The 23,809-nt window shown below is 28.3% G+C and carries 22 protein-coding genes; 6 read left to right on the forward strand and 16 right to left on the reverse strand.

The features are described from left to right. Nucleotide 1 precedes the first annotated feature (1 nt). Genes FYJ26_RS07440 through hflX form a run of 3 tightly spaced genes read right to left on the reverse strand, consistent with a single transcriptional unit; the run spans nucleotide 2 to nucleotide 2,611 of the window. Entirely contained in the window at nucleotides 2-745 is a 744-nt protein-coding gene (locus FYJ26_RS07440) for a YebC/PmpR family DNA-binding transcriptional regulator (RefSeq protein WP_154541134.1), read from the reverse strand. 8 nt (nucleotides 746-753) lie between these two features. Then, complete coding sequence (locus FYJ26_RS07445; RefSeq protein WP_154541136.1) at nucleotides 754-1,401, reverse strand: YigZ family protein; 648 nt, start codon at nucleotides 1,399-1,401, stop codon at nucleotides 754-756. Next, on the reverse strand, nucleotides 1,376-2,611 hold the full coding sequence (gene hflX, locus FYJ26_RS07450; protein ID WP_154541138.1) for a GTPase HflX: 1,236 nt from the start codon (nucleotides 2,609-2,611) through the stop codon (nucleotides 1,376-1,378). The genes FYJ26_RS07445 and hflX overlap by 26 nt, the downstream gene beginning before the upstream one ends. Nucleotides 2,612-2,778: 167 nt before the next feature. On the opposite strand from hflX, the gene FYJ26_RS07455 reads away from it, so the two are divergent. Beyond that, nucleotides 2,779-5,700 (forward strand): transglycosylase domain-containing protein, encoded by a 2,922-nt coding sequence (locus FYJ26_RS07455; RefSeq protein WP_154541140.1) that lies wholly within the window; start codon nucleotides 2,779-2,781, stop codon nucleotides 5,698-5,700. A gap of 36 nt (nucleotides 5,701-5,736) precedes the next feature. Here FYJ26_RS07455 and FYJ26_RS07460 read toward each other — a convergent pair whose 3' ends face one another. The 3 genes from FYJ26_RS07460 to FYJ26_RS07470 form a co-directional block, all read right to left on the reverse strand. Then, nucleotides 5,737-6,243, reverse strand: coding sequence for a P-loop NTPase family protein (locus FYJ26_RS07460; protein WP_154541142.1), 507 nt, complete (start codon nucleotides 6,241-6,243; stop codon nucleotides 5,737-5,739). Nucleotides 6,244-6,293: 50 nt separating this feature from the next. Beyond that, complete coding sequence (gene thyA / locus FYJ26_RS07465) at nucleotides 6,294-7,157, reverse strand: thymidylate synthase (RefSeq protein ID WP_154541144.1); 864 nt, start codon at nucleotides 7,155-7,157, stop codon at nucleotides 6,294-6,296. 67 nt (nucleotides 7,158-7,224) lie between these two features. Next, on the reverse strand, nucleotides 7,225-7,470 hold the full coding sequence (locus FYJ26_RS07470; protein ID WP_154541146.1) for a GlsB/YeaQ/YmgE family stress response membrane protein: 246 nt from the start codon (nucleotides 7,468-7,470) through the stop codon (nucleotides 7,225-7,227). A gap of 172 nt (nucleotides 7,471-7,642) precedes the next feature. Between FYJ26_RS07470 and FYJ26_RS07475 the strand changes: the two genes are divergently transcribed. Genes FYJ26_RS07475 through FYJ26_RS07485 form a run of 3 tightly spaced genes read left to right on the forward strand, consistent with a single transcriptional unit; the run spans nucleotide 7,643 to nucleotide 11,063 of the window. Further along, nucleotides 7,643-8,356, forward strand: a complete 714-nt coding sequence (locus tag FYJ26_RS07475) for a response regulator transcription factor (protein WP_154541148.1) — start codon at nucleotides 7,643-7,645, stop codon at nucleotides 8,354-8,356. After that, complete coding sequence (locus FYJ26_RS07480) at nucleotides 8,337-9,650, forward strand: sensor histidine kinase (protein WP_154541150.1); 1,314 nt, start codon at nucleotides 8,337-8,339, stop codon at nucleotides 9,648-9,650. Before FYJ26_RS07475 ends, FYJ26_RS07480 begins: the two co-directional genes overlap by 20 nt. 45 nt (nucleotides 9,651-9,695) lie before the next feature. Further along, the gene (locus tag FYJ26_RS07485) at nucleotides 9,696-11,063 is read left to right on the forward strand and encodes a hypothetical protein (RefSeq protein ID WP_154541152.1); all 1,368 of its coding nucleotides are present in this window, start codon (nucleotides 9,696-9,698) and stop codon (nucleotides 11,061-11,063) included. Nucleotides 11,064-11,108: 45 nt separating this feature from the next. Here FYJ26_RS07485 and FYJ26_RS07490 read toward each other — a convergent pair whose 3' ends face one another. Together FYJ26_RS07490 and FYJ26_RS07495 are read right to left on the reverse strand one after the other, a co-directional pair. Then, a complete protein-coding gene (locus FYJ26_RS07490) occupies nucleotides 11,109-12,161 on the reverse strand; it encodes a TIGR04086 family membrane protein (RefSeq protein WP_154541154.1) in 1,053 nt (350 codons plus the stop codon). A gap of 317 nt (nucleotides 12,162-12,478) precedes the next feature. Further along, nucleotides 12,479-13,411 carry a hypothetical protein gene (locus FYJ26_RS07495; RefSeq protein WP_154541156.1) on the reverse strand — a complete coding sequence of 311 codons (933 nt, stop codon included), beginning with the start codon at nucleotides 13,409-13,411 and terminating at the stop codon, nucleotides 12,479-12,481. Nucleotides 13,412-13,600: 189 nt separating this feature from the next. On the opposite strand from FYJ26_RS07495, the gene wrbA reads away from it, so the two are divergent. After that, complete coding sequence (wrbA, locus tag FYJ26_RS07500; protein ID WP_154541158.1) at nucleotides 13,601-14,191, forward strand: NAD(P)H:quinone oxidoreductase; 591 nt, start codon at nucleotides 13,601-13,603, stop codon at nucleotides 14,189-14,191. 394 nt (nucleotides 14,192-14,585) lie between these two features. Here the strand turns inward: wrbA and FYJ26_RS07505 are convergent, their stop codons facing one another. Next, entirely contained in the window at nucleotides 14,586-15,077 is a 492-nt protein-coding gene (locus FYJ26_RS07505) for a macro domain-containing protein (RefSeq protein WP_154541160.1), read from the reverse strand. A gap of 169 nt (nucleotides 15,078-15,246) precedes the next feature. Here FYJ26_RS07505 and FYJ26_RS07510 point away from each other — a divergent pair, with 169 nt between their 5' ends. After that, nucleotides 15,247-15,492, forward strand: coding sequence for a YkvA family protein (locus tag FYJ26_RS07510; protein WP_154541162.1), 246 nt, complete (start codon nucleotides 15,247-15,249; stop codon nucleotides 15,490-15,492). A 65-nt stretch (nucleotides 15,493-15,557) separates the two neighbouring features. Here the strand turns inward: FYJ26_RS07510 and FYJ26_RS07515 are convergent, their stop codons facing one another. The 7 genes from FYJ26_RS07515 to FYJ26_RS07545 form a co-directional block, all read right to left on the reverse strand. Beyond that, nucleotides 15,558-17,186 (reverse strand): hypothetical protein, encoded by a 1,629-nt coding sequence (locus FYJ26_RS07515; RefSeq protein WP_154541164.1) that lies wholly within the window; start codon nucleotides 17,184-17,186, stop codon nucleotides 15,558-15,560. Continuing rightward, the gene (locus FYJ26_RS07520) at nucleotides 17,170-17,934 is read right to left on the reverse strand and encodes an ABC transporter ATP-binding protein (RefSeq protein ID WP_154541166.1); all 765 of its coding nucleotides are present in this window, start codon (nucleotides 17,932-17,934) and stop codon (nucleotides 17,170-17,172) included. The genes FYJ26_RS07515 and FYJ26_RS07520 overlap by 17 nt, the downstream gene beginning before the upstream one ends. Before the next feature lie 85 nt (nucleotides 17,935-18,019). After that, on the reverse strand, nucleotides 18,020-18,661 hold the full coding sequence (pcp, locus tag FYJ26_RS07525; RefSeq protein WP_154541168.1) for a pyroglutamyl-peptidase I: 642 nt from the start codon (nucleotides 18,659-18,661) through the stop codon (nucleotides 18,020-18,022). Between the two features lie 193 nt (nucleotides 18,662-18,854). Next, nucleotides 18,855-19,862 carry an alpha/beta fold hydrolase gene (locus tag FYJ26_RS07530; RefSeq protein WP_154541170.1) on the reverse strand — a complete coding sequence of 336 codons (1,008 nt, stop codon included), beginning with the start codon at nucleotides 19,860-19,862 and terminating at the stop codon, nucleotides 18,855-18,857. Beyond that, nucleotides 19,859-20,068: a cold-shock protein gene (locus FYJ26_RS07535; protein ID WP_154541172.1), complete on the reverse strand. Its 210-nt coding sequence runs from the start codon at nucleotides 20,066-20,068 to the stop codon at nucleotides 19,859-19,861. Before FYJ26_RS07535 ends, FYJ26_RS07530 begins: the two co-directional genes overlap by 4 nt. After that, the gene (locus FYJ26_RS07540) at nucleotides 20,055-20,798 is read right to left on the reverse strand and encodes a class I SAM-dependent DNA methyltransferase (protein WP_154541174.1); all 744 of its coding nucleotides are present in this window, start codon (nucleotides 20,796-20,798) and stop codon (nucleotides 20,055-20,057) included. The genes FYJ26_RS07535 and FYJ26_RS07540 overlap by 14 nt, the downstream gene beginning before the upstream one ends. Then, nucleotides 20,798-23,425, reverse strand: coding sequence for a valine--tRNA ligase (locus FYJ26_RS07545; RefSeq protein ID WP_154541176.1), 2,628 nt, complete (start codon nucleotides 23,423-23,425; stop codon nucleotides 20,798-20,800). Before FYJ26_RS07545 ends, FYJ26_RS07540 begins: the two co-directional genes overlap by 1 nt. Nucleotides 23,426-23,809: the final 384 nt, after the last annotated feature.

The raw sequence follows: 23,809 nt of genomic DNA on the forward strand, positions 1-23,809 counted from the left end.
ATTAATCAATTCCTAAATCTTCAGGTACTTTCCAATTTGTATAAACCTCTTGAACATCATCGTTATCTTCAAGATTTTCTATCAATTTAGCTATTTGTTTTAAGTTTGATTCTTGAGCTTCAATTAGATTGTCTGCTATATAAGATAAGTCAGCTTTTGATAACTTATATCCAGCTTCTTTAAATTTATCTACCACTGGTTGAAATTCATCAACGCTAGTTGTTATTTGATATACATCTTCATCCTCTTCTACATCTTCTGCGCCAAACTCAATTGCCTCAAGCATAAGCTCATCAAAGTCTATAGAATCATCCTTATCAATTTCTATAATACCCTTTCTATTAAACATAAACATTACTGAGCCATCTGTTCCAAGGTTTCCTCCAAACTTATCAAATAAATGTCTTATATCTGGAGCAGTCCTATTTTTATTATCTGTAAGACAATCAACTATTACAGCTACCCCATCTTTAGCATAACCTTCATATATGACTCTTTCAAAATTTGCTCCATCTGTTGAACCACTTGCTTTTTTAATAGCTCTTTCAATATTATCGTTAGGCATATTTTCTGCCTTAGCCTTATCAATAGCAGCTTTTAGTGCAGGATTATATTCAGGGTTATCTCCACCTTCCCTTACTGCAACTGAGATAATCCTATTTAATTTGGTAAATATCTTACCACGTCTTGCATCTTCGCTACCTTTTTTGTTTTTTATTTTGCTCCATTTATTATGTCCTGACATATATCCTCCTAATTCTTAAATAACATAACAATTTCTTTTTCTTCTATTTTTATGTTAGCACTTGTCATGTCTATTAATTCATTTTTAAAATCTTCAAATTTATCATATTTTATATAAAGTCTTATTGATACATCTTGAAGATAATCCTTATCTATAATAATATAATTTCCTTCATTTAGGAAATTTTCTATTATTCCAAGTAAAGTATAATTAAAAGTAATTTTACTGTCTATATATCTTCTTCTATAAGTAATATTTCCTTCTATACAATCTGCTACACCCTTAGTATAGGCACGTACAAGCCCTCCCTTGCCAAGTTTTTTACCTCCAAAATATCTGCTTACAACACATACCACATTATAAACTTTTTCTTTCTCAAGAACTGATAACATAGGAAGTCCAGCTGATCCTTGTGGCTCACCATCATCAGAATACCTTTTAATTTCAGGCTTTTCATTTATGATATAGGCATGACAATTATGACTTGCATCCTTGTAATTTTTCTTTATTTTTTCAATAAAGTCTAAAGCCTCAGCTTCTGTCTCTACATATTTAATATTAGTAATAAAGGTGGACTTTTCTATCTCAAATTCATCAATGATTTCCCCTTTTATAGTTTTGTAATCTTCACTAATTTTTTTTGATATATCTCTCATACTTATTATAATCTTTCTTTGAAATATTTAGCTTGAGAACAATCCCATCGTTATTATAATCCTTATTGTCTACATCATAATTTGACATTATATAATCTAAAATTTTCCCATCCTTATATGAAATTTCCATAATAACTTTTATATATTCTTCTTTAATTAAATCAACTATTTTTTCCTTAAGTCTAACTATATCATTTTTATCTCTTGCTGACATATAGATTTTCTCAGCCTTTGCTCTATTAATTAATATATTCATTTTGTCATCTACAATATCAAGCTTATTAAATACATAAAGAATTTTCTTTTCTCCTACATCTATATCATCTATAGCCTTATCTATTGTTTTTAGCTGAGTTTCAATATCATATGATGAATCAATAATAACCAAAAGCATATCAGCAAATTTTATCTCTTCTAGAGTTGTTAGAAATGAATCATTAAGTTCCTTGGAAAGATTATCAATAAAACCTACTGTATCTGTTAGTGTTACTTTTGTATTTGAAAAATCAAGTCTTCTTGTTGATGTATCAAGAGTAGCAAATAACAAATCATCAGAATAAACATATTTCTCTTTCCCATATAATTTTAGCATTTGGTTAAGAATCGTTGATTTTCCTGCATTTGTATATCCTAATAAAGATATATTTAAAATATCTTCTCGACTCTTTCTGTTGACCACTTTTGTCTTCTCTAGATTCTTTAATTTCTCTTCAATTGATCTTATATCTCTTATTATAGCCCTCTTATCTGTTTCAAGCATGGTTTCACCTGGTCCCCTTGTACCAATTCCACCAGACTGACGAGATAGATAAGAAAACCACTTGTTAATTCTCGGAAGTTGATATTTTAACTGAGCAAGTTTTATCTTTAACTTGCTTTCTTTTGTATTAGCTCTTTGGGCAAATATATCAAGAATTAAAGTAGTCCAATCTACCACATGAAGCTTCATCTTCTCTTCTAGATTTCTAAGCTGACTTGCTGAAAGTTCTACATCAAATACAACAGTTTTTACATCAAGCTTTTTTGCTATATCTTCTATCTCTTCAACCTTACCACTTCCTATGTAATAGGAGGGATTCACTTTATTTATAACTTGGCTAATCTTTGCAACAGACTTAGCACCTGCTGTATTTATCAAAGATTCAAGTTCAAAACTCTTATTTGGATTCTCTTTTTCATTGTAAACATTAACTTGTATAACTTCTTGCATAAATTTCCTTTCTTTAATAAATTATACATTTTTTTGGCTTATTTTAAAGATAGACAAAATTCTATTATCAAAATATGTAATTTTATAGATTAAATACTTAAAAGATGATAAAATAATAGTGTAATTCTATTATTTTTAAAGATAAGACTTTAAACAAGGAGGTCAAAATGAATAAAAAAGTCTCCCCTATAGTTTTAAAAGTTTTACTTATTACAATACTGGTTTTAATCGGTCTAGGAACAGTGTTTTCTGGACTGATAGGTGGTGGAATTCTACAAGTTATGAAAAAAACCCCAGATATAGATCCAGAAAATATAAAATATGAAATGAGTGAAAATTCTACTATAGTTGATAAAGACGGAAATGAGATAGACTCTATTAGAACTAGTGAAAATAGAGAGATAGTTGATTTTAAACAAATGCCTGAACATTTAAAACATGCCTTTATAGCTGTTGAAGATGAGAGATTTTTAAAACATAATGGTATAGATCCTATCTCTATTATAGGTTCAGCTATCCAAAATTTTAAAAGTGGTTCTATTGTAAGAGGTGGTTCAACCTTAACTCAACAGTTGGCAAGAAATACATACCTTTCCAACGATCAAACATATGAAAGAAAGATTAAAGAAATTTATTTAGCCTTAAAAATTGAACAATATTTGAGTAAAGATGAAATTCTTGAAGCATATATGAACAGAGTTTTTCTTGGGCAAAATTCTTTTGGTGTTCAAGCCGCTAGCAAAACTTATTTTTCAAAAGACGTATCAGAGCTTACAATTGCAGAAGCAGCTGCAATTGCAGGTATAGTTCAATCTCCAACAGAATACGCCTTATTTAAGGCTGTTCCGACAAGCGAAGTTACAGATGAAAGAATTTTTGGAGAATTTTCTATAGATGGACAAAAATATTCAGCAGTATATAATGAAAAGCCTTTTGAAAGACAAAAGTATGTACTTTCAAAAATGCTTGAAGAGGGCTATATATCAGATAGTGAATACAAAGAAGCCTTATCAGAAGATGTAGCAAGTAATATTAAACCACCTGAAGATAAGTCTCCACTTATGGCCTCATACTTTAATACTCTTTTAGAAAAACAAGTTGTTAAAAAGCTTCAAGAAACCCTAAACATTGGAGAAAGACAAGCCTGGGATAAACTCTACTATGGCGGGCTTAAAATTACTACTACTGTAGATAATGATATGCAAAGTAAACTTGAAGATGTTTATGAAAATTTTTCAGAAAGCATTCTAGGTAATACACAAGGATGGGGTTCAGCTCCTTTACTTGACTTAAGATATGATAATTGGGGAAATATAGTTAAAAACGATGGAACTTTAATATATTATGCTAAAAGTAATGTTATGAATGATAATAATGACTTTACTATTTCAAGTGATGAAGCTTACTATGATGAAAATTCTAATTTGATTATAAATTCAAATAAAATTAGCCTTAATAATACAAACCTTGTATTTAAAGATTATTACAGTTTGGATGATAAAAACTCCAACTTAAGAACTCATAAAACAGGATTTGTTAAATTTCCATCCAACGAAAACATAAGAGAAAATCAAGATGGATCTATTCTTATATCAGCCTCCTACCTTAAAAATCATAATGATTTTGTATGGCAAAATGAATCTGGATCATTTTCTTTTAATAAAGAGTATTATGATACAGACCTAGAAGGTGTTATACAACCTCAATCATCCACAGTGGTAATTGATCAAAAAAATGGAGAAGTTAAGGCTATTATGGGAGGTCGTGATCAAAAGGGACAAAAAATATTAAATAGAGCAATAGATCAGCCTAGACAACCTGGCTCATCTGTAAAGCCTTTAGCAACCTATACAGCTGCTCTAGATCACGGATATAACCTAGCTACAGGTATAGATGATGTTCCATTTATGAAGAATGAAAATGGAGAAATATGGCCTGAGAATGTTTATAGGTCTTATAAAGGGATTGTAAGTCTAAGGGATTCCTTGGTTTATTCTGTAAATACAAATGCTGTAAGAACTCTAAAAGATATAGGCATTGATACTTCAAAGAAATATTTGAAAAATTTTGGTCTTATAAAAGAAAATGGTGATGATAATTTCGTTACAAAAGAAGAAGATTCACAAAAAAATGATGAAAACCTTGCAGCTATGGGACTTGGAGCTATGACAAAAGGTCAATCAGTTCTTGATATGACAGCAGCCTATGCTGCCCTTGCTAATAATGGTGAGTATATAGAACCTCTAACCTTCTCAAAAATTGAAGATAATCAAGGAAATATAATATTTGATGAAAAAGATAAGAAGAAAAATAAGGTTACAAGTCCTGAAACAGCCTATCAAATGACATCTGCTCTAATGTCTGCTGGAAAAAACTATGGAACAATTAACTTATATGGAACAGATTATGCAACAAAGACAGGAACTAGTGATAATAATATAGACTTTTGGTGTATAGGATACACACCTTATTACACAGTTGGAGTGTGGATGGGATCTGATAATCAAAACATATCTCTTAACTCTTATTCTACTGATAGGACTGCTTTAATGTGGGGAGTTATAAATAATAGGATACTCCATGACTATAAACAAGCTTCATTTGAAGAGCCTAGTGGAATTATACACGCTAAGGTTGACACTATAAGTGGTAAACTTCCTACCCAAGCATCTTACGCAGATCCAAGAAATACCGTAAAAGATGAAATCTTCTCTAAAGATAATTTACCAACAGAACAAGATGATGTCCACGTTTGGATCTTAGTTGATACAAGAAATAATCTACTTGCATCAAATAAAACTCCTAAAAACTTACAAGCAAATAGGGCCTTTATAGATAGGAAGGGAAGCTATGATCCAAGCAAGTGGAATGGAATTTTACCTGAAGACTGGAAATATTCTATACCTCAAAAGTACTCGGATCTTGGTTATGTTGAACCTAAGCCTAAAGACGATAATAAATCTAATAATGCAAAAAAACAAGACGATAAAAATCAAAATAATCTAGAAAATAAAGATGGTCAAAATCAAGATGAAAAGCAACAAAATAAACAAAATCTTGAAGGAGAAAATCAAAAAAATAATAATTAAAAAATGCTGTTGTAGGAACTTCCTACAGCAGCATTTTTATCCTATTGATTCAAGAAACAAATCTTTTTTGTTGTCATTATCTATAATAACAATTCTTTTTTCAAGCTTTAACTTGTTTAGCTTATCTAAAATTTTGCTTCTTTCATTCTTATCAAAATTAAGTAGCCAAGAAATATATTCTTTATTAAGCTTCTCAGTCCTATCAAGAGATGGATCATCCTCATCATTTTTCTCAGTAAGAGATCTTTTTACCGATCTTTTCAAGTTTGATACAGGTGGAAAATCTAAATAAATTATAGTATCACTTGCATCTAGTCTTATATCTAAAGTTTTTGGATAATAACCATCAAATATAAAAGAATCCTCATTTCTTATAATATTTTCTTGTATTTTTAGAAACTCATCTTCAGATATGTGTTCCTTTTCATTTTTCCACCAAATCTTATTAAGGTAGTATACCTTAATACCAAGCTTTTCGCCTAGTTTTTTGGCTAAAGTGGATTTTCCGGATCCTCCGGAACCAATTATAGTAATTTTCTCCATAATTCCTCCATAACAAAGAAACTATACTCATAGCTTTTAAAATTTCAAGACTATAAGGCTATATCTATATCATACTTAGTTTGATCAGGATAGTAATCTTCTAATTTAAAATCATCAATAGAAAAATCTTTAAATTCCTTAATATCCTCATTTATTAAAAGCTTAGGATTATTCCTAGAATCCGGTTTAATATTAATAATCTTTTTAATACTTGGTATATGTTTCTTGTATATATGATAATTTTGAATAAAATGAACAAAATCCCCTGCTTTATATCCAGTAACCTGAGAAATCATTCTTAAAAGAACATAGTATTGAAATGCATTAATTCCGCCGGGAGCCGCAGCCGCAAGAAAATCCCCACTTCTTTGAATTAATGTTAAATTCAAATAACCTCCAGTAACAGTCCACATAGTTAAAAATGCACATGGAATAAGGGTCATTTCACTCATATCATCTACATCTATTAAATTAATAATAAGTCTTCTATTAAGAGGATTGTTTTTAAGCTCACTTATAAGCCTATCAATTTGATTTGTAATTTTCCCTGTTTCAGGAGACTTAAATTCTTTATTTATTTGATATCCATAAGCCTTACCTAAGTTTCCTTTTTCATTTTTCCAAGAATCCCAATAATTTACCTTGTACTTTTCTTTAAGTAAATCCACATCATTAGATCTATCTTGGTAAATCCATAATATTTCCTTAATAGCTGATTTCCAAGCAATCTTCCTAAGACTTGTTAAAGGCACTTCTCCTTTCTCATATCTTACAAATTGTTGAGGAAGATAGAGAGTATAAGCATTCTCTCCATTTTCCCAAACTGGCCTTACATCCTCATTAAGAGATTCTTCATCATAACCATTATTTAATATATCTTTTGCTATTTTTATATATTTGTCGTTTACATTCATAAAATCACTATACTCCTAAAAATCATTTTAAAAAAATCGGCCTAAGCCGATTTTAATTTCTTAAAAGTTATTTATTTTTACCAGTTATTGCATTATAAATGAAAATTAGTACAACTGAACCAATAACTCCAGCTATAATGTCACCAATAAGTCCAGTACTAGCAATATTTAGAAGACTGAATATCCATCCTCCTATTACTCCACCTATTAGACCTACTATAATATTTGCTAAAGCTCCCATTTGAGCATCAGTTTTCATTATCATACTAGCGATCCATCCGCATAAAGCACCTATAATTAATGAACCTATCATAATTCTTCTCCTTTAATTAATACTATACCTTAAAAAGCAAAGCTAATTAAGTGTTTCTTTTTGTCTTATTATATATATACCCACTTTTTTGCAATATACATAATAAAAACGCAAATATTTCATATAGTAAAATAAAATATACTAGGGTATAAAAATAATAGAGGTGAATTAGATGAATAATATTAAAATATTAATAATAGAAGATGAAGCTGGAATTTCAAAGATTATAAAGTCATATCTAGAAAAGGAAGATTACGAAGTTTACCAAGCATATGATGGTGAAGAAGGCTTAAAAATTTTTCAACAGAATGAAATAGACTTAGTCTTACTCGACTTAATGATTCCAAAAATATCAGGAGAAGAAGTAATCAAAGAAATTAGAAATAAGTCTGAAATACCTGTAATAATGGTTACAGCAAAGGTAAATGAAGATGATATAGTAAATGGTCTAAAACTTGGAGCTGATGACTATATGACTAAGCCATTTTCTCCTAAAGAATTAATTCAAAGGATAAAAACAGTGCTTAGAAGAATTGAAAAATACAATATACCAAGAGCTGATATTATAAAAACTACAGATGGAAGACTTGAAATGGATCTTGAATACAACAGATTTTTTAAAGATGGAAAAGAAATTTTTTTAACCAAGAATGAATTCCAAATTATTAAGACACTTTTTTCAAATCCAAATAAGATATTTACTAGAGAAGAAATAATTGAATTAACTTTTGGTTATGATTATGATGCCTATGATAGGGCAATTGATACCCACATTAAAAATATTAGACAAAAAATTGAAGATAACCCTAAAAAACCTACCTATATTAAGACAATCTATGGAATGGGATATAAGTCAGGTGGGATAGATGACATCCTTAAAAAATAAAATAATTAAAAACTTTGTTGCGGGAATTCTTGCCTGTATTCTTGTTTTTTCTATAGCTATATCTTATCTTTTAGGAATCTATACTAAAAATTTCCTTGATACAACAGAGTTTAGGAGACCATCTGAGATAAAAAAAGAATTTGAACATTTATTAAAAAGTGAAGATCCAAATAACTTTAAAGAAAGACTAGATTGGTTTTCTAAGAATTTAAATGTAGATATAGAAATCTTAAATAAGGATAATGAAACTGTTATGATTTTTAAGGGCAGAAAATCTGATCATAAGTCAGGAAAAACTCAATCCTATGAACTTTATTCGCCTAATCTTAATGACTATATGGCACAGCTTATAGTGACATATGATTCAGGAGAAATGGCTGCAAATGAACTTTTAAGTAATTTTAAAAATTCATTACTCATAGCTATTGTAATTTCTGTTTCTATAGGAATTTTAATAGCTTTAATCTTATCTGATAACATTACAAATCCTATTAAACAAATCTCTGATGCAACTATAAAGATTAAAGATGGGGATTATAATATAAAACTTAAAGATAGTCAGATAATAGAACTTGAAAACTTACAAAATAATATAAAATATCTCTCAAGCAATTTGAAAAATCAAAAAGAATTAAGAAAACAATACGCCCAAGATATATCCCATGAACTTAGAACTCCTATTACAAATTTACAATTATATATAGAAGCCATAAAAGATGGAGTTATTGAAGTTGATGATGATACACTTAAGTCAATTCTTGATGAAATATTTAGGCTTGAAGGTTTGGTAGTAAATTTAAATAAGTCTTTCGATGATAATACTGAGTATGTAAAAATCAGAAAGAAAGAATTTAATCTTTCAATACATCTAAAGTCAATCCTTGATACTATAAAACCAAGGTTTAATAAAGAAAACATTGCTTTGGTTGAAGATATAAAGGACAATGTAGTAATCTTTTCTGATAAGGATAAAATAACACAAGTAATACAAAATATTATCTCAAATGCTATCAAGGCTATAGATAAAGATGGACTTATAAAAATATCTTTAACTGATGATAAAACAAATATTTATATAGATATAAAAGATAATGGAGTAGGAATAAGTGAAGATAGAAAAGAAGTCATTTTCGAAAGATTTTATAGGATTGATGATGCAAGAAATACCAAACTAAATGGACATGGACTAGGCCTATCAATAAGTAAAAACTTTGTAGAAAGTCTCGGTGGTAAAATTAAACTCAAGTCAAAGCTTGGTAAAGGCACTACTTTTTCAATAATTTTACCTAAATAATTTGGGAAATATTACAATATTTGTTATATTATTTATAGGTGAACTATGAAAAGAAAAAAAAATTTATCATCATCAAGACATAAAAACAAAAGAACAAGAAAAAAAGATATAAGAATAAGCTCAACTAAAAAAAGAGATAAAATAAGAAGGAAAAAAAAGAAAAAAACCTATATGAGAAGGAGGTTAGTCCTTCTTCTTATTTTATTTTTAATAATTTTTCTTATATTTAGATTTGTATATGGATTCTTTAACCAATATAAAAATTTTGATTACCCTGAATTTAGAAATCAGTTTCTAGAATCAATTACACAAAATGTATTTGTTGCAAATACAGATGGTAGATCCCTAACAAGTTCTGAGAAAGAGAAAGATTTTAAAAAGCTTTATGAAACTATAGTTAGAAATCATGTTATAGATAATGATAGTGAGGAAGCTTTTAAAGAGTTCTCGGACTCCTATGATTCCAATTTCAATAAAGTAAAGGAGTCAAAAACTGACCAAGAATTTTATGATATAATAGATTCTTATTTAAGCATACTTTCCGATAATAGGACAAAAATCCTAGATAAAAAATCATATGATATGATTTTTGACTATTATAAGGAAGATAAAAACTCTCCAAGAGCTAAAATTTTAGGAAATAGTCAAGTTGTAAATAGGTATAAGAGACTCATAGGAAAAAAATCAAATCTTCCTAAAATTAATATTAATGAAAACGGGTCTATACTTGAAATAACAATTCCTGCCTTTAATAGTATGAATTTAGAAGAAGATATGAATAAGATAAAAGATATCCTAAAAAAGAATACAAATATAAAAAATATTTACTTAGATTTTTCGGATAATGAGTCCATAGATGATAAGTATGCCTTTAGACTACTTTCTCTTTTAATTCATGATGATTATCAAAAGGAAAAACTTGTCTTTTATAGGGGAAATCTTCTTAAGGAAAACCTAAGTTTTATGAAGGAAAATAAAGATAATTTAAATATATCATCATCTTTTATGGAAAATCCCTCCAGTAAGTATCCTGAAAAACTTGATTATATAAACAAAGACTATTATATGTATTACGACACTATTAATATAGATATAAAAAAAGATAGGGATCTTGAAAATAAAAATATTTTTATTCTTGTAAATGAAAATACTAAAAACTCCCCTATTACCCTAACACATCTTCTAAAAGAAACATCCAAGGCATATATTGTTAAAAATGCCTTAGATAGTGAAACTAGCAAAAATGATAGAATTAATTATCTACGAAGTGATTTTTTTAATCTTGATTATTCAGGACTTGTAATTTCAATAGATGATTCATATGAACTTGATGAAAATGATAAGTATCTAAAATATGATCAAAAAATAAATACAGACAATCCAAAAACTTACGTACTTGAAAATATAAAATAAAACAAAGAAAAATCCTGAAATATTCAGGATTTTTTCAATCTTAAATTAATATTTAATCATATATTCTTCGCCAAGTCTTGCGACATAAATCTCTATACCAAGACCAATTATTAGAAATAAGATTATTAATGCTGTTGCAAATGATGCTTTATTTGTAGTGCTTTCAGTACCATTTTTAACATCTTTTATAGTCTTATCAGCTTCTTTATTAGTTTGATTCAAAGCTTCTTTAGCATTTGTAATTTGTTTACTTGCTTCTTTAGAAGCTGTTTCTAAACCATTGAAAATATTATCTACTGCTTCTTGAGATTTTTGTGCTGTTAGGTTGGAATTTTTATAAACTTCTTCTTGAATAGTTTCCTTATTAATAGAATTTGTAATATCTGTTGCTCTCTTTTCAAGTGAATCAGAAAGATCTTTTAAAATTTTATCTTTATTTTCTGGATTTGTTAAAAGTTCCTTTCCAGCGTTTGATATTTCAGCTTTTACTTCATTTAAATTCTTTGTTATAAATTCTGGTTGTAGTTCAGCTATATCTGTTTTAGAAAAAGTATTCTTGATATTTTCTTCAAGCTCTTTTGTATCGACACCAGATATAGAATCAGCAACACTTGATAGGACATTTCCTCTTGCATCTCCTGCTGTACTTATAACAGAATCAGCCACTGTTTGAACCGGTTGTTCTGCAAGACCTAAAGCTTGTACTATTATTGTTGTTATTAGTGAAAATAGAAGAATAATTGAGAGAGCCCAACTCATAAATCCATGTAGTAGCGGTTGTCCTTTAGAAAAAACACCTGTTATAAAACCTGAAACTATAAACGAAATTAAAAGTATTATCACAGTTGCAATTGCAACTCCTATTCCAGTTGATGATAGTGAATTTTGGTTATTTGGAGAAAAAATCCCAAGTCCCAATGCCCAAACTAATAAACTTAAGACTATAAATACAGCTGAAAATGATATTGCACCTGCAATTATTGCACTCCAAGAGATTTTATTATCTTTTAAACAATTATTTGTAGCTCTTACTCTTCTGCTTTCTCTTGAATCAGAAGATTTTCTTTGACTATTTTTGTCGTCACGTCTTTCAGTCATTATATTCTCCTTTTTACTTATAATAGCCTATCATTATTTATTATACCTTTACATTTTATAAGCAAAAGCAAATATTATATATTTCAAAATATATTTCCAAAATGCTTATATATAATTCTTGAATTTATTAAAGAAAATAATCTCCAAAAAATTAACTATATTAAACTATGAAACTTAAGAATATATTGGTATTATAAATCTTACAAAAATTTAATAAAAGTAGCTCAACGAAGTCATATAATTTCTTTTTCCATCGTATATCCCTTTATTCTCTATCTTTTTTAATATATTTTATAAACACATAATACATTAATATATTAATTTTTATTTCTATTTATATATTGATCTTGAACTAATTCAATTTCTCTTATCATATCTCTTCCATTGAGCATCTTCTTGATATTTTTAACATCTAAGATTAATACATTTCTAAATATAAGCTCGTTTTTAGATTCATCTTTTAAAAAAGAAGAATTTATGACAAGGACTGGTCTTATATCATCATCCCTTATATTTTTAATATCGTCAGCAAGCTTATTAGCAAATCCTTTATCAATATCTCTTTGTCTTTTGTAATTTCTAATCTCTATTGCATATTTTTTATTTTTCTTTTTTGCAAATAAGTCAAATTTATTGCTTCTTTCATAATCTTCTTGATATGGTTCAACCCAATAAGAAGAGTTTCTAAGAGCCTTTGAAATTAGTTTTTCATTAGTTAAATCCTCATTAATTTCTCTAAGAGCCCTTAAAAGATTTTTAGGCTTTATTTTAAAAATTGCAGTAGTTTGAATTTCATCTTTTCCTATTATCTTTTCATCAAATCCTATCATAAGATCATTTACTATAGTAAATGATCCATGGGCTATAGCATTTCTTATATGCCTTAGCATAGATTCAGTCTTGGTCTCATTATCCGATTGGGTTAAAATAATCTTTTGAGTATTGATACAAATTCTTTTCCTATATTCATTTGCTAAATCCTCATCTATTTTATCAGTAAAAAGACAATCCTCATCCCTAAGTTCCATATAATTCATTATTTCTATAAAAGTATAAAGATCATATTCCATATTAGAAACTAATTCGTTAGATTTTGATTGAATAGATGATATATCTGGCACGTACCACAAAAGATATGCTATTGCATTTACCATGTCATCTGTCATTTTGAGAGGTATTTCCTTATGTATCAATGAATATTCTACAGGTTTTCTACACTTGTCTTTTTCAAATTTATCAGTTAATTCCATATCTCATCCTTTTTTTATTTAAACTACTTCTCTTTTTCTATTTTTACCCAAAATTCCAAAAGTAAAGCTTGCTTTATTAAGATATAAATAAAAGTTAATTAATAAATAATGTTTAGAATTCCTGAATATGGTTATATTTATAATATCACTAGTTAGAGATAATTTTTGAAATAAAAAGGAGAATAAACAATGAAACTTGCAATAATATACTATTCACAAACAGGACACAACTTTCAAATGGCTAAATGGGCTAAAGAGGAAGCTGAAAAAAATGGAGCAGAAGTAAGACTTCTAAAAGTTAAAGAAACTTTAGATGAAAGTTTAGCTGAAAATAATCCAGCTTGGAAAAAATACCTTGATGAATCAAAATATATAGAGGAAGCTACATCAGATGATTTAATATGGGCTGATGCAATTTTGTTTTCAACACCAACTAGATTTGGAAATGTAGCAAGTCAACTTAAAGCATTTATAGATGCACAAGGTGGTATTTGGGCTCAAGGTAAACTTATAAATAAGGTGGTTTCTGCTATGTCATCAGCACAAAATAACAATGGTGGTCAAGAAGGAACCATCAAAGCAATCTATACAACAGCAGCTCACTGGGGTGCAATAATTCTTCCTATTGGATATACTGCAGATGAAGTTTATACACAAGGTGGAAATCCATATGGAGCAAGTGGTACAGCTACAAATGATGGTTTTGCAAACGACCTTGAAGGTGCAGTAAGAGTACAAGCCAAAAGAGTTGTTGATGTAACAAGTAAACTAGTTGACTAATAAAAACGCAAGATAAAGCTTGAAGATTAAGTGATAATTGTATTTTGTAATTATCACTTAATTTTTTCTATTTTAATCATATTTCAACTCTCACTTAATCAAATATCTTACTGACTATATCATTAATTCTATGATTTTTAGCCCTATATCAATTAATATTAGATTAGTTTGATATATTATCTATATACTTCAGCCTTATAGAGTATTAATTATCCATAAATAATGTATCAATTTTCTAATCAAAAAGTGTTTTACAAAAACTTTTTCTGTATTTAGCAATCTTTAGTAATATTGCTATAAGTTTACATATCTGGCTTAATTTTAATTACTCTAATTAGAAATCAGCCCTTATGCTTTAGATATTATTAATATTTTTACTGAAAGAATTCTATGATTAAGACATTATTAAATTAATTAAGCTATTGCCAAGAATCGAAAGATAAACTTCCATTTCATTATCATGAAGAAATTCTTCTATAGTATTCCTTGCTATCATAAAGGCTTCATTTAAAGGATATGCATAGATTCCAGTTGAAATAAGAGGAAAAGCAATTGATTTAATATTATTTTCTTTGGCAAGCTTTAAGGAGTTCATATAAGAATCTTCTAAAAGTTTCCTACACACTTCCTTATAAATTTCATTATATATTGGACCAGCAGTATGGATTATATATTTTTGTTTTAAATTAAACCCATCTGTAATAACAGCTTGCCCCGTTTTTATAGGTGAAAGCTTATCACAAGCTTTTTTTAAGTCTTTTCTTCCTGCAGCTCTAAAAATTTGTCCACAAATTCCTCCACCTTCTAAAAGATCTATATTTGCTGCATTTACAATAGCATCTACATTCAATTTTAAAATATCTTTATTTATTACTTGTAAAGTCATTTTTTCTCCTTTTATACTATTATAACTTGAAAAAATCATTTTGCATAATATAGTTATTTAAATCAACAATTAAAATCAAGCTTTAAGATTTTTAATTTACAAAAAGAAAAATCAAAGTATAATTAAGTTAGAAATTAAATATATTTATAAAAGAAAGAAAAGGGATTATATGCTCAAAAATAATTTTTCAAAGATATCAACTTTTATTCCAGTATACTTTAGAGCTATGAGGGATAAAAATACACCAAAGCTAGCAAAGTTTTTGGGACTTTTTGCAATAGCTTATGCTATTATGCCTGCTGATTTAATTGCTGATACCATTCCATTTTTAGGAATATTAGATGATGCTATTGTTTTGCCATTTTTAATTTATGTAACTAGTAAAATGATACCTGATTCTATTATGAATAGATAGAAAAAGATACTTAAAAGAAAATAAATAAAATTCTAGAGCTGTCAAGTTGTCTAACAGCTCTTTTTTTAATTTTTGATTTTAAATGTTTTTGGTGAAAACTTATATATTAAAAAGCTAGCAAGTAAGGCAAATAAAAAAATAAATACCGACATTGCCAACATAAACTTAATTTCCCCCAAGTAAACCATTAATGATGGAAATGCAAAGATAAACATATAATATATTCCTAAATTCATTAACACAACTAGGATTGATTTTTGATTGCCTTCCTTATCAAAGGGTTGAAATAAATAATATTGAAATAAAGGTAAAACAGTAAAAAATATCCCATTTAATATTATATAAACTATAGGAAGAATAAAATTAACTATATCCCCATCTATAAATTTAAGGAAAAAAAACATATAAATCAAGGTCATAGCAATAATTGGAATAAGCATAATCTTAAATATAGCCCTAAATCTTAACCAAAACATTTTTAATAACTTCTTATCTTCCCTATAAAAACCATAATACAAAAGTGATGAATCGCAATTTTTATAAAAAGCTATAAGAATCTTATCTTGCTTAAAAAGTATATAGGATATTATTGGTATAGCATATATCAAGATTTTATATACCTCATCTGAGCTTACTTTAAGTCTTGATAAAATCCAAAAACATCCAAAACCAACCAGTATAAAAATACCTGTCATTATAAGAGTTGGTTTATATAAAATTCTCCTATGTCTTAAGAAAAATAGTCTATTTAAATACTCAAATCCCTCTACATTTATTTTTTTATTTACCCTTATATCTTTATCTTTAAGCTCAACTAAATTTTTATTTGTATTCTCTGCCTTTCTCATTTGCTCACTATAAGAATTTACAGCCTTTTCTATCATATTATCATAAGCTCTAAAATTCTTTAAAAAACTTATTGAAAAGTATATTCCAAATAAATTTAAAAGCAAAAAACCAAAGCTTAATACTTTTATATCAACTCTTATTAAAAGAGTAAGAAATGATATAAGAAAAACAAAAAATAAAACCAAAATAATTTTTACAAAAGGATTTTTAATAAATTCTTCTTTTCTATCTCCATTTATCCTTGTCCAAAAGGCTGTCATATTTATGATAAAAAAGTAAAGACCTAAGCTGTATAAAAAAGTATAGACTGGATTAATACCTGCAAGTAATAAGGATACTATACAAAAGGCAAGACTTCTACCTATAAAGCATAAAAATGGCTCAAAAAATGTAAAAATCATAGCCAAGTCCTTAGGATAATAATTAAAATTTTTACTTAAATCATTAAACTTATAACCATTATCCAAGATATTGTTTCCTAAAAGATTAAAGGCAATATATACGACAAAGGGAAGACAAGTAAAAAGGAGTTCTTTACCACTTTTAGGAAAAGAACTTAAAATAGATATTCCTAAATCACTTCCAATATCACCTATAAGTTTTACCCAAACACCACTTACAGCTATTACAAAAATAAAACTTAAAAAAGATTTTATAATTTGCCAAATAATTGAAAAAATCGGTATAAAGGTATGCATTATCTGTTTGAAATCATAAAAATAATACTTATCACCTAAGTATTTACCCATCAATGGGATTTTTCTAATCCCATAGATAAGGCCATTGAAGACCTCACTTACCTTAATCCTTTCACTTGTTAAAAATAAACTAAGATAATGATTCATACTCATCCTCCAAATCTTTAAAGTTTTTATCTAGCACTTTTATACTATCATCAGATGTAGTTAAAAGAGTAATTATCTTATCTTCAAAGTCTTTATCATTTTTGATAGATTCGTCAACCTTTTGAAGATTTTTATTATGTAGTAGAACTATGTTATCACAAATATCTTTGGCAAGTTGTAGGATATGAGTTGAAAAAATTATTATATGCTCTTTATGGATTTTTCTTATAATCTTTTTCATCTCAAATTGAACTACTACATCAAGGCTTGTAAGCGGTTCATCCATAAGAATAACCTTTGGCCTGAGTATTAAAAACATAAGCATTTGAAGTTTATTTTTCATTCCAGTCGAATAACCTTGGATAAGTATATCTATATCATTTATATCAAAATCTACGATCTTAAAATAATCTTCTATAGGTTTTTTATCCTTTATCCTATCCTTATTGGCTTCTATAAAAAACTTAATGAACTCTCTTCCTGTAAGAAATTTGGGAAGATTTGGTTCTGCCACCATGAAAAATACATCTTTGAAGTTTATCTCATTTTTCACCCCATCCTCTTCTAAGAAAACTTTTCCTTTGTCTTTTTTTATCTGTTCACTTATAAGAGAAAAAAGCGTTGTCTTACCTGAGCCATTTCTTCCTAGAAGTGCATAGACTATACCTTCTTCAAATACATAATCTACATTTTCTAAAACCTCCTTTTTGCCAAACGATTTGGATAAGCTTTCTATAATTAACTTCATATATCCTCCTTTTTTACAAATATAGCATAAAAATCAAATATAGAAAACTGCTATAAAGCTAAAGCCTTATAGCAGCAAACTAAAACTATGCTATTTGTCCACCAGTAACTTCTAAGTCATCACCATCATGATTTACTATAGCTCTAATTGCAGCATTTAGTCCCTTGACTATATCATCAAGGTTCATAGAAGCTGTATTTGGCTTATCTAAAACTTGATTTGGTAAAAATGGTACGTGGATGAACCCCGCTTTAATATTTCCATATTTTTCAGCCAAGTAAAGTGCTTGATACATTATATGGTTACAAACAAAGGTCCCAGCGCTATTTGAAATAGAGGCTGGAATATTTTCTTTTTTAATTTCTTCAACCATAGCCTTTATAGGAATTGATGCAAAGTAAGCATTTTTACCATCTTCTCTAATTTTGACATCTATAGGTTGATTTCCTTCATTATCTTCTATTCTTGCATCATCTTGGTTTATAGCTACTCTTTCAACAGTTAAATCGTACCTTCCACCAGCTTGACCTACACAAAGAATAACATCTGGTTTAACTTCTTTTAATTTTTCTTCAAGCACATCTGCTGATTTGTGAAATACTGTTGGTATTTCAAGTTTTATAACTTCTACACCCTCTATATTTTCATCAATTCTTTTAACCGACTCAATAGCAGGATTAGTAGTTTCTCCACCAAAAGGATCAAATCCTGTTACTAATATCTTCATAATATCCCCTCTCTTTCTTATTATATAATTACCCAAAGATTTTAATATTAAATATAATATTTTAAAAAGCTTATATGCTTAATTTTCTTCTGTTTTATTTGATTTTATCCAAACACATACTTTATTTTTATAAACTAATGATTTTAAAGACTATATTCTATCTTTATAATTTCATCATTATAAAAATTAAGACTTATTCAATGTTAAAAAACTTATTTATATCATCAAAAACATCTATGTTATTTTCTTCATTTAAAACTTCATGCTTCATTTTGTCATATATTTTATAGTCTATATTTTCATATCCTAATGATTTTAAAATACCAAGGCTTCTTTTTATTCCTTCTTCTCCTCCTGTCACATCATCATCTATTCCATTTAAAGAAAGGATTTGGAGTTTCTTATTTCTAAGTTTATATTTTTTCTTTTCATTTAGTCCTTTTACAAGGGAAAACAAAGAAACATTACTTTTTGCAAGAAATCCATTAAGCCTCATTGGATCATTTTCCTTTATCCTTATATTTTCTTTATTATAAGATATCCAAGATGAATCTTTTGAAGTGATTCCTGATAGTTTATCTAAAAGCTTTGACCTTCTTTTCTCTCCTAGATAAAAAGAGATTATATTTCCCAAAAATACACCTATACTAGCTATTGGAATATAAGAAACAGTTCCTGTAAGAACTAATTTATCTATAGTTTGATCATTCTCTTTCAAATAATTTCTTGCAATTAAGGAACCCATGGAATGACCAAGCATATAAATTTTTTTGTCCTTATGAAGCATCCTTATATACTTATTTACAATTACCTGGTCATCTATAAGCTCATGATAGTCTCTTATAAAGCCTGAAGGATGATTTTCTGAAATACTTTTCCCATGTCCCCTGTTATCAGCTATAACTACAGCATATCCCTTATCATTTAGGTATTTTGCAAATTCTAAATAATTTAAAGAATGTTCTAGCATTCCATGGATTATCTGAACTACAGCTTTGGGCTTTTCTAAATCAAATAAATTTACATATAAATCGAATCCATCGCTATTAGTTAAAATTATTTTTTTCCTATCCTTAAGGTTTTTTTCCTCTTTTATAAAAAACCTAGATCCATTTTTTAAATCTTTATAATTTTTATACTTAAAGGCATAAAAGATTTGAGGTAGAAGGATAAAAAATAATAAAACAATTATATATTTCATCTTCCAATCTCCCTTACATTAAAGGCAGTATTTCCCCTACCAAAATCTTTTGTCTCAAACTCAACCTTAGTATCTTTTTTTATAGTCCTGTAAGAGTCATCAGATATAATTTCAGAATAATGAAAGAAATAATCTTCTCCACCATCTGTTTCAATAAAACCATATCCTCTTTTATTGTCAAAAAATTTAACCCTACCTTCTTTCATTTTTATCCTTTCTAGCAGAAAATAAAATCCTTAAGCTATAATCCTTGACTTGGGCAAATGTGTCCTCATCTAATATTTTTATATCAGTGAAGTTATTGTTTTTAAGTAAGGCTTTCATAAAATCTATTGAATAGTATCTTTCTATTTGATTTTCTACAATTCTTTTGTATGAACCATCATTATTTTTTATAAAAAAATTAAGTTCCATATCAATTATGTCGCCTTCTTTTATATTATCCCGAGTGTAGAATATATCTTCATATTCATATACAAATGAGTTCGACCCGAAAACTTGATCCATTTTATAGGCTGAATTTATATCAAAGACTAAAAGTCCACCTTCTTTTAAATTCTTATAAGAATTTTTAAATAATTTTCTCAACTCATCTTCATCAGTAACATAGTTTATAGAATCAAGAAGGATTACTATTAAATCATACGAATTTTCATTTAAAAAATCTACCATATTGTAATTATATAAGCTTACATTATCTTCTTGATGTTTTTTAGAAAAAACCTCAAGCATAGACTGAGATAAGTCAAGGGCATCTATATGGTCAAAATCATCAAAAAAGTATTGGGTTAGCATACCAGTGCCGCATGCTAACTCCAACATCTTAACTTTTTTTATCTTATATTCATCACATAGTCTTTTTATATTTTGGCTATACTTTTCATATTCCAAATCAAAAGATAGTTTATCATATATATAGGCAAAATCTTTATACATTACTTATATTCAATTACCTTATAAGACTCTTTTGTTTTTTCTAAAAGGTCTTGATATTTTTCAAGCTTTTCGCGTTCTTCATTTACTACTTTTTCTGGTGCTTTTGATACAAAACCTTGGTTGTTTAATTTTCCTTCTGCTCTTTTTATTTCAGATTCAATGTTTTTAATCTCATCTCTTAGTCTTTTTCTTTCCTTATCATAGTCTATAAGATTTTCTAAAGGAATATATATTTTAAAGTCATTAAAGATAAGATTTACTGCATCTTCTACTTCCTTATCTTCAGCTATTATAGATATTTCACCAGACTTAGAAAGATTAATAAATTGACCCTTTAAATCATCTAAGAAACTTCTTGTTTTCTCATCAGATGAATATATTACAAGATCTTGTCTAGTTTTTGAACCAAGATTTAAAGTTTGTCTTTGATTTCTTATTGATTTTATAGCTTCAATTGCTCCATCTACAATTCTTGCTTCATTATCAAAGTTAAAGTCATCACTAGCCTTTGGCCAATCTTCAACTATAAGCATATCCTTTTTATTTGGCAATTGCTTGTAGATTTCTTCTGTTATAAATGGCATAAAAGGATGAAGAAGGGCTATCATATCTTTTAGAACATATACTAAAACTTTTTTAACTGTGGACTTAGCCTTATCATCTTCTGAGTTTAGTCTTTCCTTGGCAAATTCTATATACCAATCACAAAACTCTTCCCATATAAAGTCTTCAATCCTACTTGCAGCAAGACCAATTTCATATTTATCTAGGTTTTTAGATACCTCTTCTATAACATTATTTAATCTTTTAAGTATCCACTTATCCTCAAGACTTAGGTCAAAATCTTTAAATTCTACATCGTCAGACTCATCTATATTCATTAAAACAAATCTTGTTGCATTCCAAAGTTTATTTGCAAAGTTTCTACTTGCAATAATTCTTTTTTCATCATAACGCATATCATTTCCTGGAGAATTCCCAGTTATTATTGTAAACCTTAGGGCATCTGCGCCATAGTTATTTACTACATCAATTGGATCAACTCCATTTCCAAGGGATTTTGACATCTTTCTACCTTGAGGATCTCTTATAAGACCTGTGAATAAAACATGGTCAAACGGAATCTTATCTGTATTATAAAGAGAAGAAAATACCATTCTTATAACCCAGAAAAAGATTATATCATAGCCAGTAACAAGAATATCTGTTGGGAAGTAGTATTTATAATCTTCTGTTTCATCAGGCCAACCTAAGGTTGCAAAAGGCCAAAGAGCTGATGAAAACCAAGTATCGAGGGTATCTTCTTCTTGGGTAACCTTCTTACCTTCTAGCATTCCATTTTCATCTGGATCATCTTCAGACACAATAATCTCTCCATCTTCAGTATAGAAAACTGGGAGTCTATGACCCCACCATAATTGTCTAGATATACACCAATCTCTGATATTTAAAAGCCAATTCATATAGGTCTTTCCTATAGATTCTGGAATTAAATTTAATTCACCATTTTTATAGACTTCTATTGCTTTTTTGGCAAGATCTTCCATCTTAACAAACCATTGTTTAGAAATCAATGGTTCTATAACAACCTTTGTCCTTTCACTATAACCTACAGCATGCTCTATAGTTTCAGTCTTAATTAAAAGATTTTCTTTTTCTAAATCTTCTATTATTAGCTCTCTTGCCTTATACCTATCAAGACCTGAATATTTACCATAGCCTTCTTTAATGTGGGCAGCCTCATCTATAACTACACATTGTCCCAACTTATGTCTTTTTCCAACTTCAAAGTCGTTAGGATCATGGGATGGAGTGATTTTTACACAACCTGTACCAAATTCCATATCTACATAGGAATCTTCAATTAAGGGAATCTTTCTTCCTACAAGAGGAAGTATTAAGTTTTTCCCAATTTTATCCTTAAATCTCTCATCTTCTGGATTAACTGCTACTGCCAAATCTCCAAACATGGTTTCAGGCCTTGTTGTAGCTATGGTTATATAATCATCACTATTTTCAAAGAAATATTTTATATACCATAAGTGTCCCTCTTGATCCTTATGATATACTTCTGCATCTGATAAAGCAGTTTTTGCTTCAGGGTCCCAGTTTACAATCCTATTTCCCCTATAGATTAGACCTTCATCATACATCTTTTTAAAGACACGTCTTACAGCTTTTGTAAGATTTTTATCCATAGTAAAGGAATCCCTATCCCAATCGCAAGAAACTCCTATCGTTCTTAATTGTTTTTTTATGGTTCCACCATATTCTTCGGTCCAATCCCAACATTCTTTTAAAAACTCATCACGACCAAGCTCATCCTTGCTCTTTCCTTCATTTCTTATTTTTTCAACAACCTTAGCCTCAGTTGAAATTGAGGCATGATCTGTTCCCGGTATCCAACAAGCTTCAAAACCTTGCATTCTCTTATATCTGATTATAATGTCTTGAATAGTATTATTTAAGGCATGACCTAGATGAAGTTTTCCAGTTATATTTGGTGGTGGCATAACTATAGTAAATGGTTTTTTATCCTTATTAACTTTTGACTTAAAATAGCCACCCTCTTCCCATTTTTTATAAATATCTTTCTCAAAATCTTTAGGTTCGTACTTTGTTTGCATAAAATCTCCTAACTAAAATAAATTAAAAAATGGTAACACATTCTCTAGGACGAGATTATCGCGTTACCACCTATATTCCTTTTATAAAAGGCTCTTATTTGCATATATGCATGCTACAATTAAACTATTTCAAACTAACCTTCATAGGTTTTTCTTAAAGACTTCCACCAACCGTCTTCTCTCTATAAAGATCCACCTACTACTCCTTTTTGTCAAAGTTTAGTATTTAATTCTTTAATCATTATATTTTACTTTAAAAAAATGTCAATATTCTTATATTATTCCTTTTTTTATACTTTTCTATGAATAAATAGAAAAAATACCATAAATATCGAATAAAAGGAAAAGATAAAATAAAAGCCTTTAAATATAAGCTTGTATAAA

The sequence above is a fragment of the Anaerococcus porci genome (assembly GCF_009696575.1).
In the GTDB taxonomy this organism is placed as follows: Bacteria; Bacillota; Clostridia; order Tissierellales; family Peptoniphilaceae; genus Anaerococcus; species Anaerococcus porci.

What these genes read in the sequence shown, in the direction of transcription:
- FYJ26_RS07440 (WP_154541134.1), bottom strand. Translation starts at nt 745, where the DNA reads ATGTCAGGACATAATAAATGGAGCAAAATAAAAAACAAAAAAGGTAGC.
- FYJ26_RS07445 (WP_154541136.1), bottom strand. Translation starts at nt 1,401, where the DNA reads ATGAGAGATATATCAAAAAAAATTAGTGAAGATTACAAAACTATAAAA.
- hflX (WP_154541138.1), bottom strand. Translation starts at nt 2,611, where the DNA reads ATGCAAGAAGTTATACAAGTTAATGTTTACAATGAAAAAGAGAATCCA.
- FYJ26_RS07455 (WP_154541140.1), top strand. Translation starts at nt 2,779, where the DNA reads ATGAATAAAAAAGTCTCCCCTATAGTTTTAAAAGTTTTACTTATTACA.
- FYJ26_RS07460 (WP_154541142.1), bottom strand. Translation starts at nt 6,243, where the DNA reads ATGGAGAAAATTACTATAATTGGTTCCGGAGGATCCGGAAAATCCACT.
- thyA (WP_154541144.1), bottom strand. Translation starts at nt 7,157, where the DNA reads ATGAATGTAAACGACAAATATATAAAAATAGCAAAAGATATATTAAAT.
- FYJ26_RS07470 (WP_154541146.1), bottom strand. Translation starts at nt 7,470, where the DNA reads ATGATAGGTTCATTAATTATAGGTGCTTTATGCGGATGGATCGCTAGT.
- FYJ26_RS07475 (WP_154541148.1), top strand. Translation starts at nt 7,643, where the DNA reads ATGAATAATATTAAAATATTAATAATAGAAGATGAAGCTGGAATTTCA.
- FYJ26_RS07480 (WP_154541150.1), top strand. Translation starts at nt 8,337, where the DNA reads ATGACATCCTTAAAAAATAAAATAATTAAAAACTTTGTTGCGGGAATT.
- FYJ26_RS07485 (WP_154541152.1), top strand. Translation starts at nt 9,696, where the DNA reads ATGAAAAGAAAAAAAAATTTATCATCATCAAGACATAAAAACAAAAGA.
- FYJ26_RS07490 (WP_154541154.1), bottom strand. Translation starts at nt 12,161, where the DNA reads ATGACTGAAAGACGTGACGACAAAAATAGTCAAAGAAAATCTTCTGAT.
- FYJ26_RS07495 (WP_154541156.1), bottom strand. Translation starts at nt 13,411, where the DNA reads ATGGAATTAACTGATAAATTTGAAAAAGACAAGTGTAGAAAACCTGTA.
- wrbA (WP_154541158.1), top strand. Translation starts at nt 13,601, where the DNA reads ATGAAACTTGCAATAATATACTATTCACAAACAGGACACAACTTTCAA.
- FYJ26_RS07505 (WP_154541160.1), bottom strand. Translation starts at nt 15,077, where the DNA reads ATGACTTTACAAGTAATAAATAAAGATATTTTAAAATTGAATGTAGAT.
- FYJ26_RS07510 (WP_154541162.1), top strand. Translation starts at nt 15,247, where the DNA reads ATGCTCAAAAATAATTTTTCAAAGATATCAACTTTTATTCCAGTATAC.
- FYJ26_RS07515 (WP_154541164.1), bottom strand. Translation starts at nt 17,186, where the DNA reads ATGAATCATTATCTTAGTTTATTTTTAACAAGTGAAAGGATTAAGGTA.
- FYJ26_RS07520 (WP_154541166.1), bottom strand. Translation starts at nt 17,934, where the DNA reads ATGAAGTTAATTATAGAAAGCTTATCCAAATCGTTTGGCAAAAAGGAG.
- pcp (WP_154541168.1), bottom strand. Translation starts at nt 18,661, where the DNA reads ATGAAGATATTAGTAACAGGATTTGATCCTTTTGGTGGAGAAACTACT.
- FYJ26_RS07530 (WP_154541170.1), bottom strand. Translation starts at nt 19,862, where the DNA reads ATGAAATATATAATTGTTTTATTATTTTTTATCCTTCTACCTCAAATC.
- FYJ26_RS07535 (WP_154541172.1), bottom strand. Translation starts at nt 20,068, where the DNA reads ATGAAAGAAGGTAGGGTTAAATTTTTTGACAATAAAAGAGGATATGGT.
- FYJ26_RS07540 (WP_154541174.1), bottom strand. Translation starts at nt 20,798, where the DNA reads ATGTATAAAGATTTTGCCTATATATATGATAAACTATCTTTTGATTTG.
- FYJ26_RS07545 (WP_154541176.1), bottom strand. Translation starts at nt 23,425, where the DNA reads ATGCAAACAAAGTACGAACCTAAAGATTTTGAGAAAGATATTTATAAA.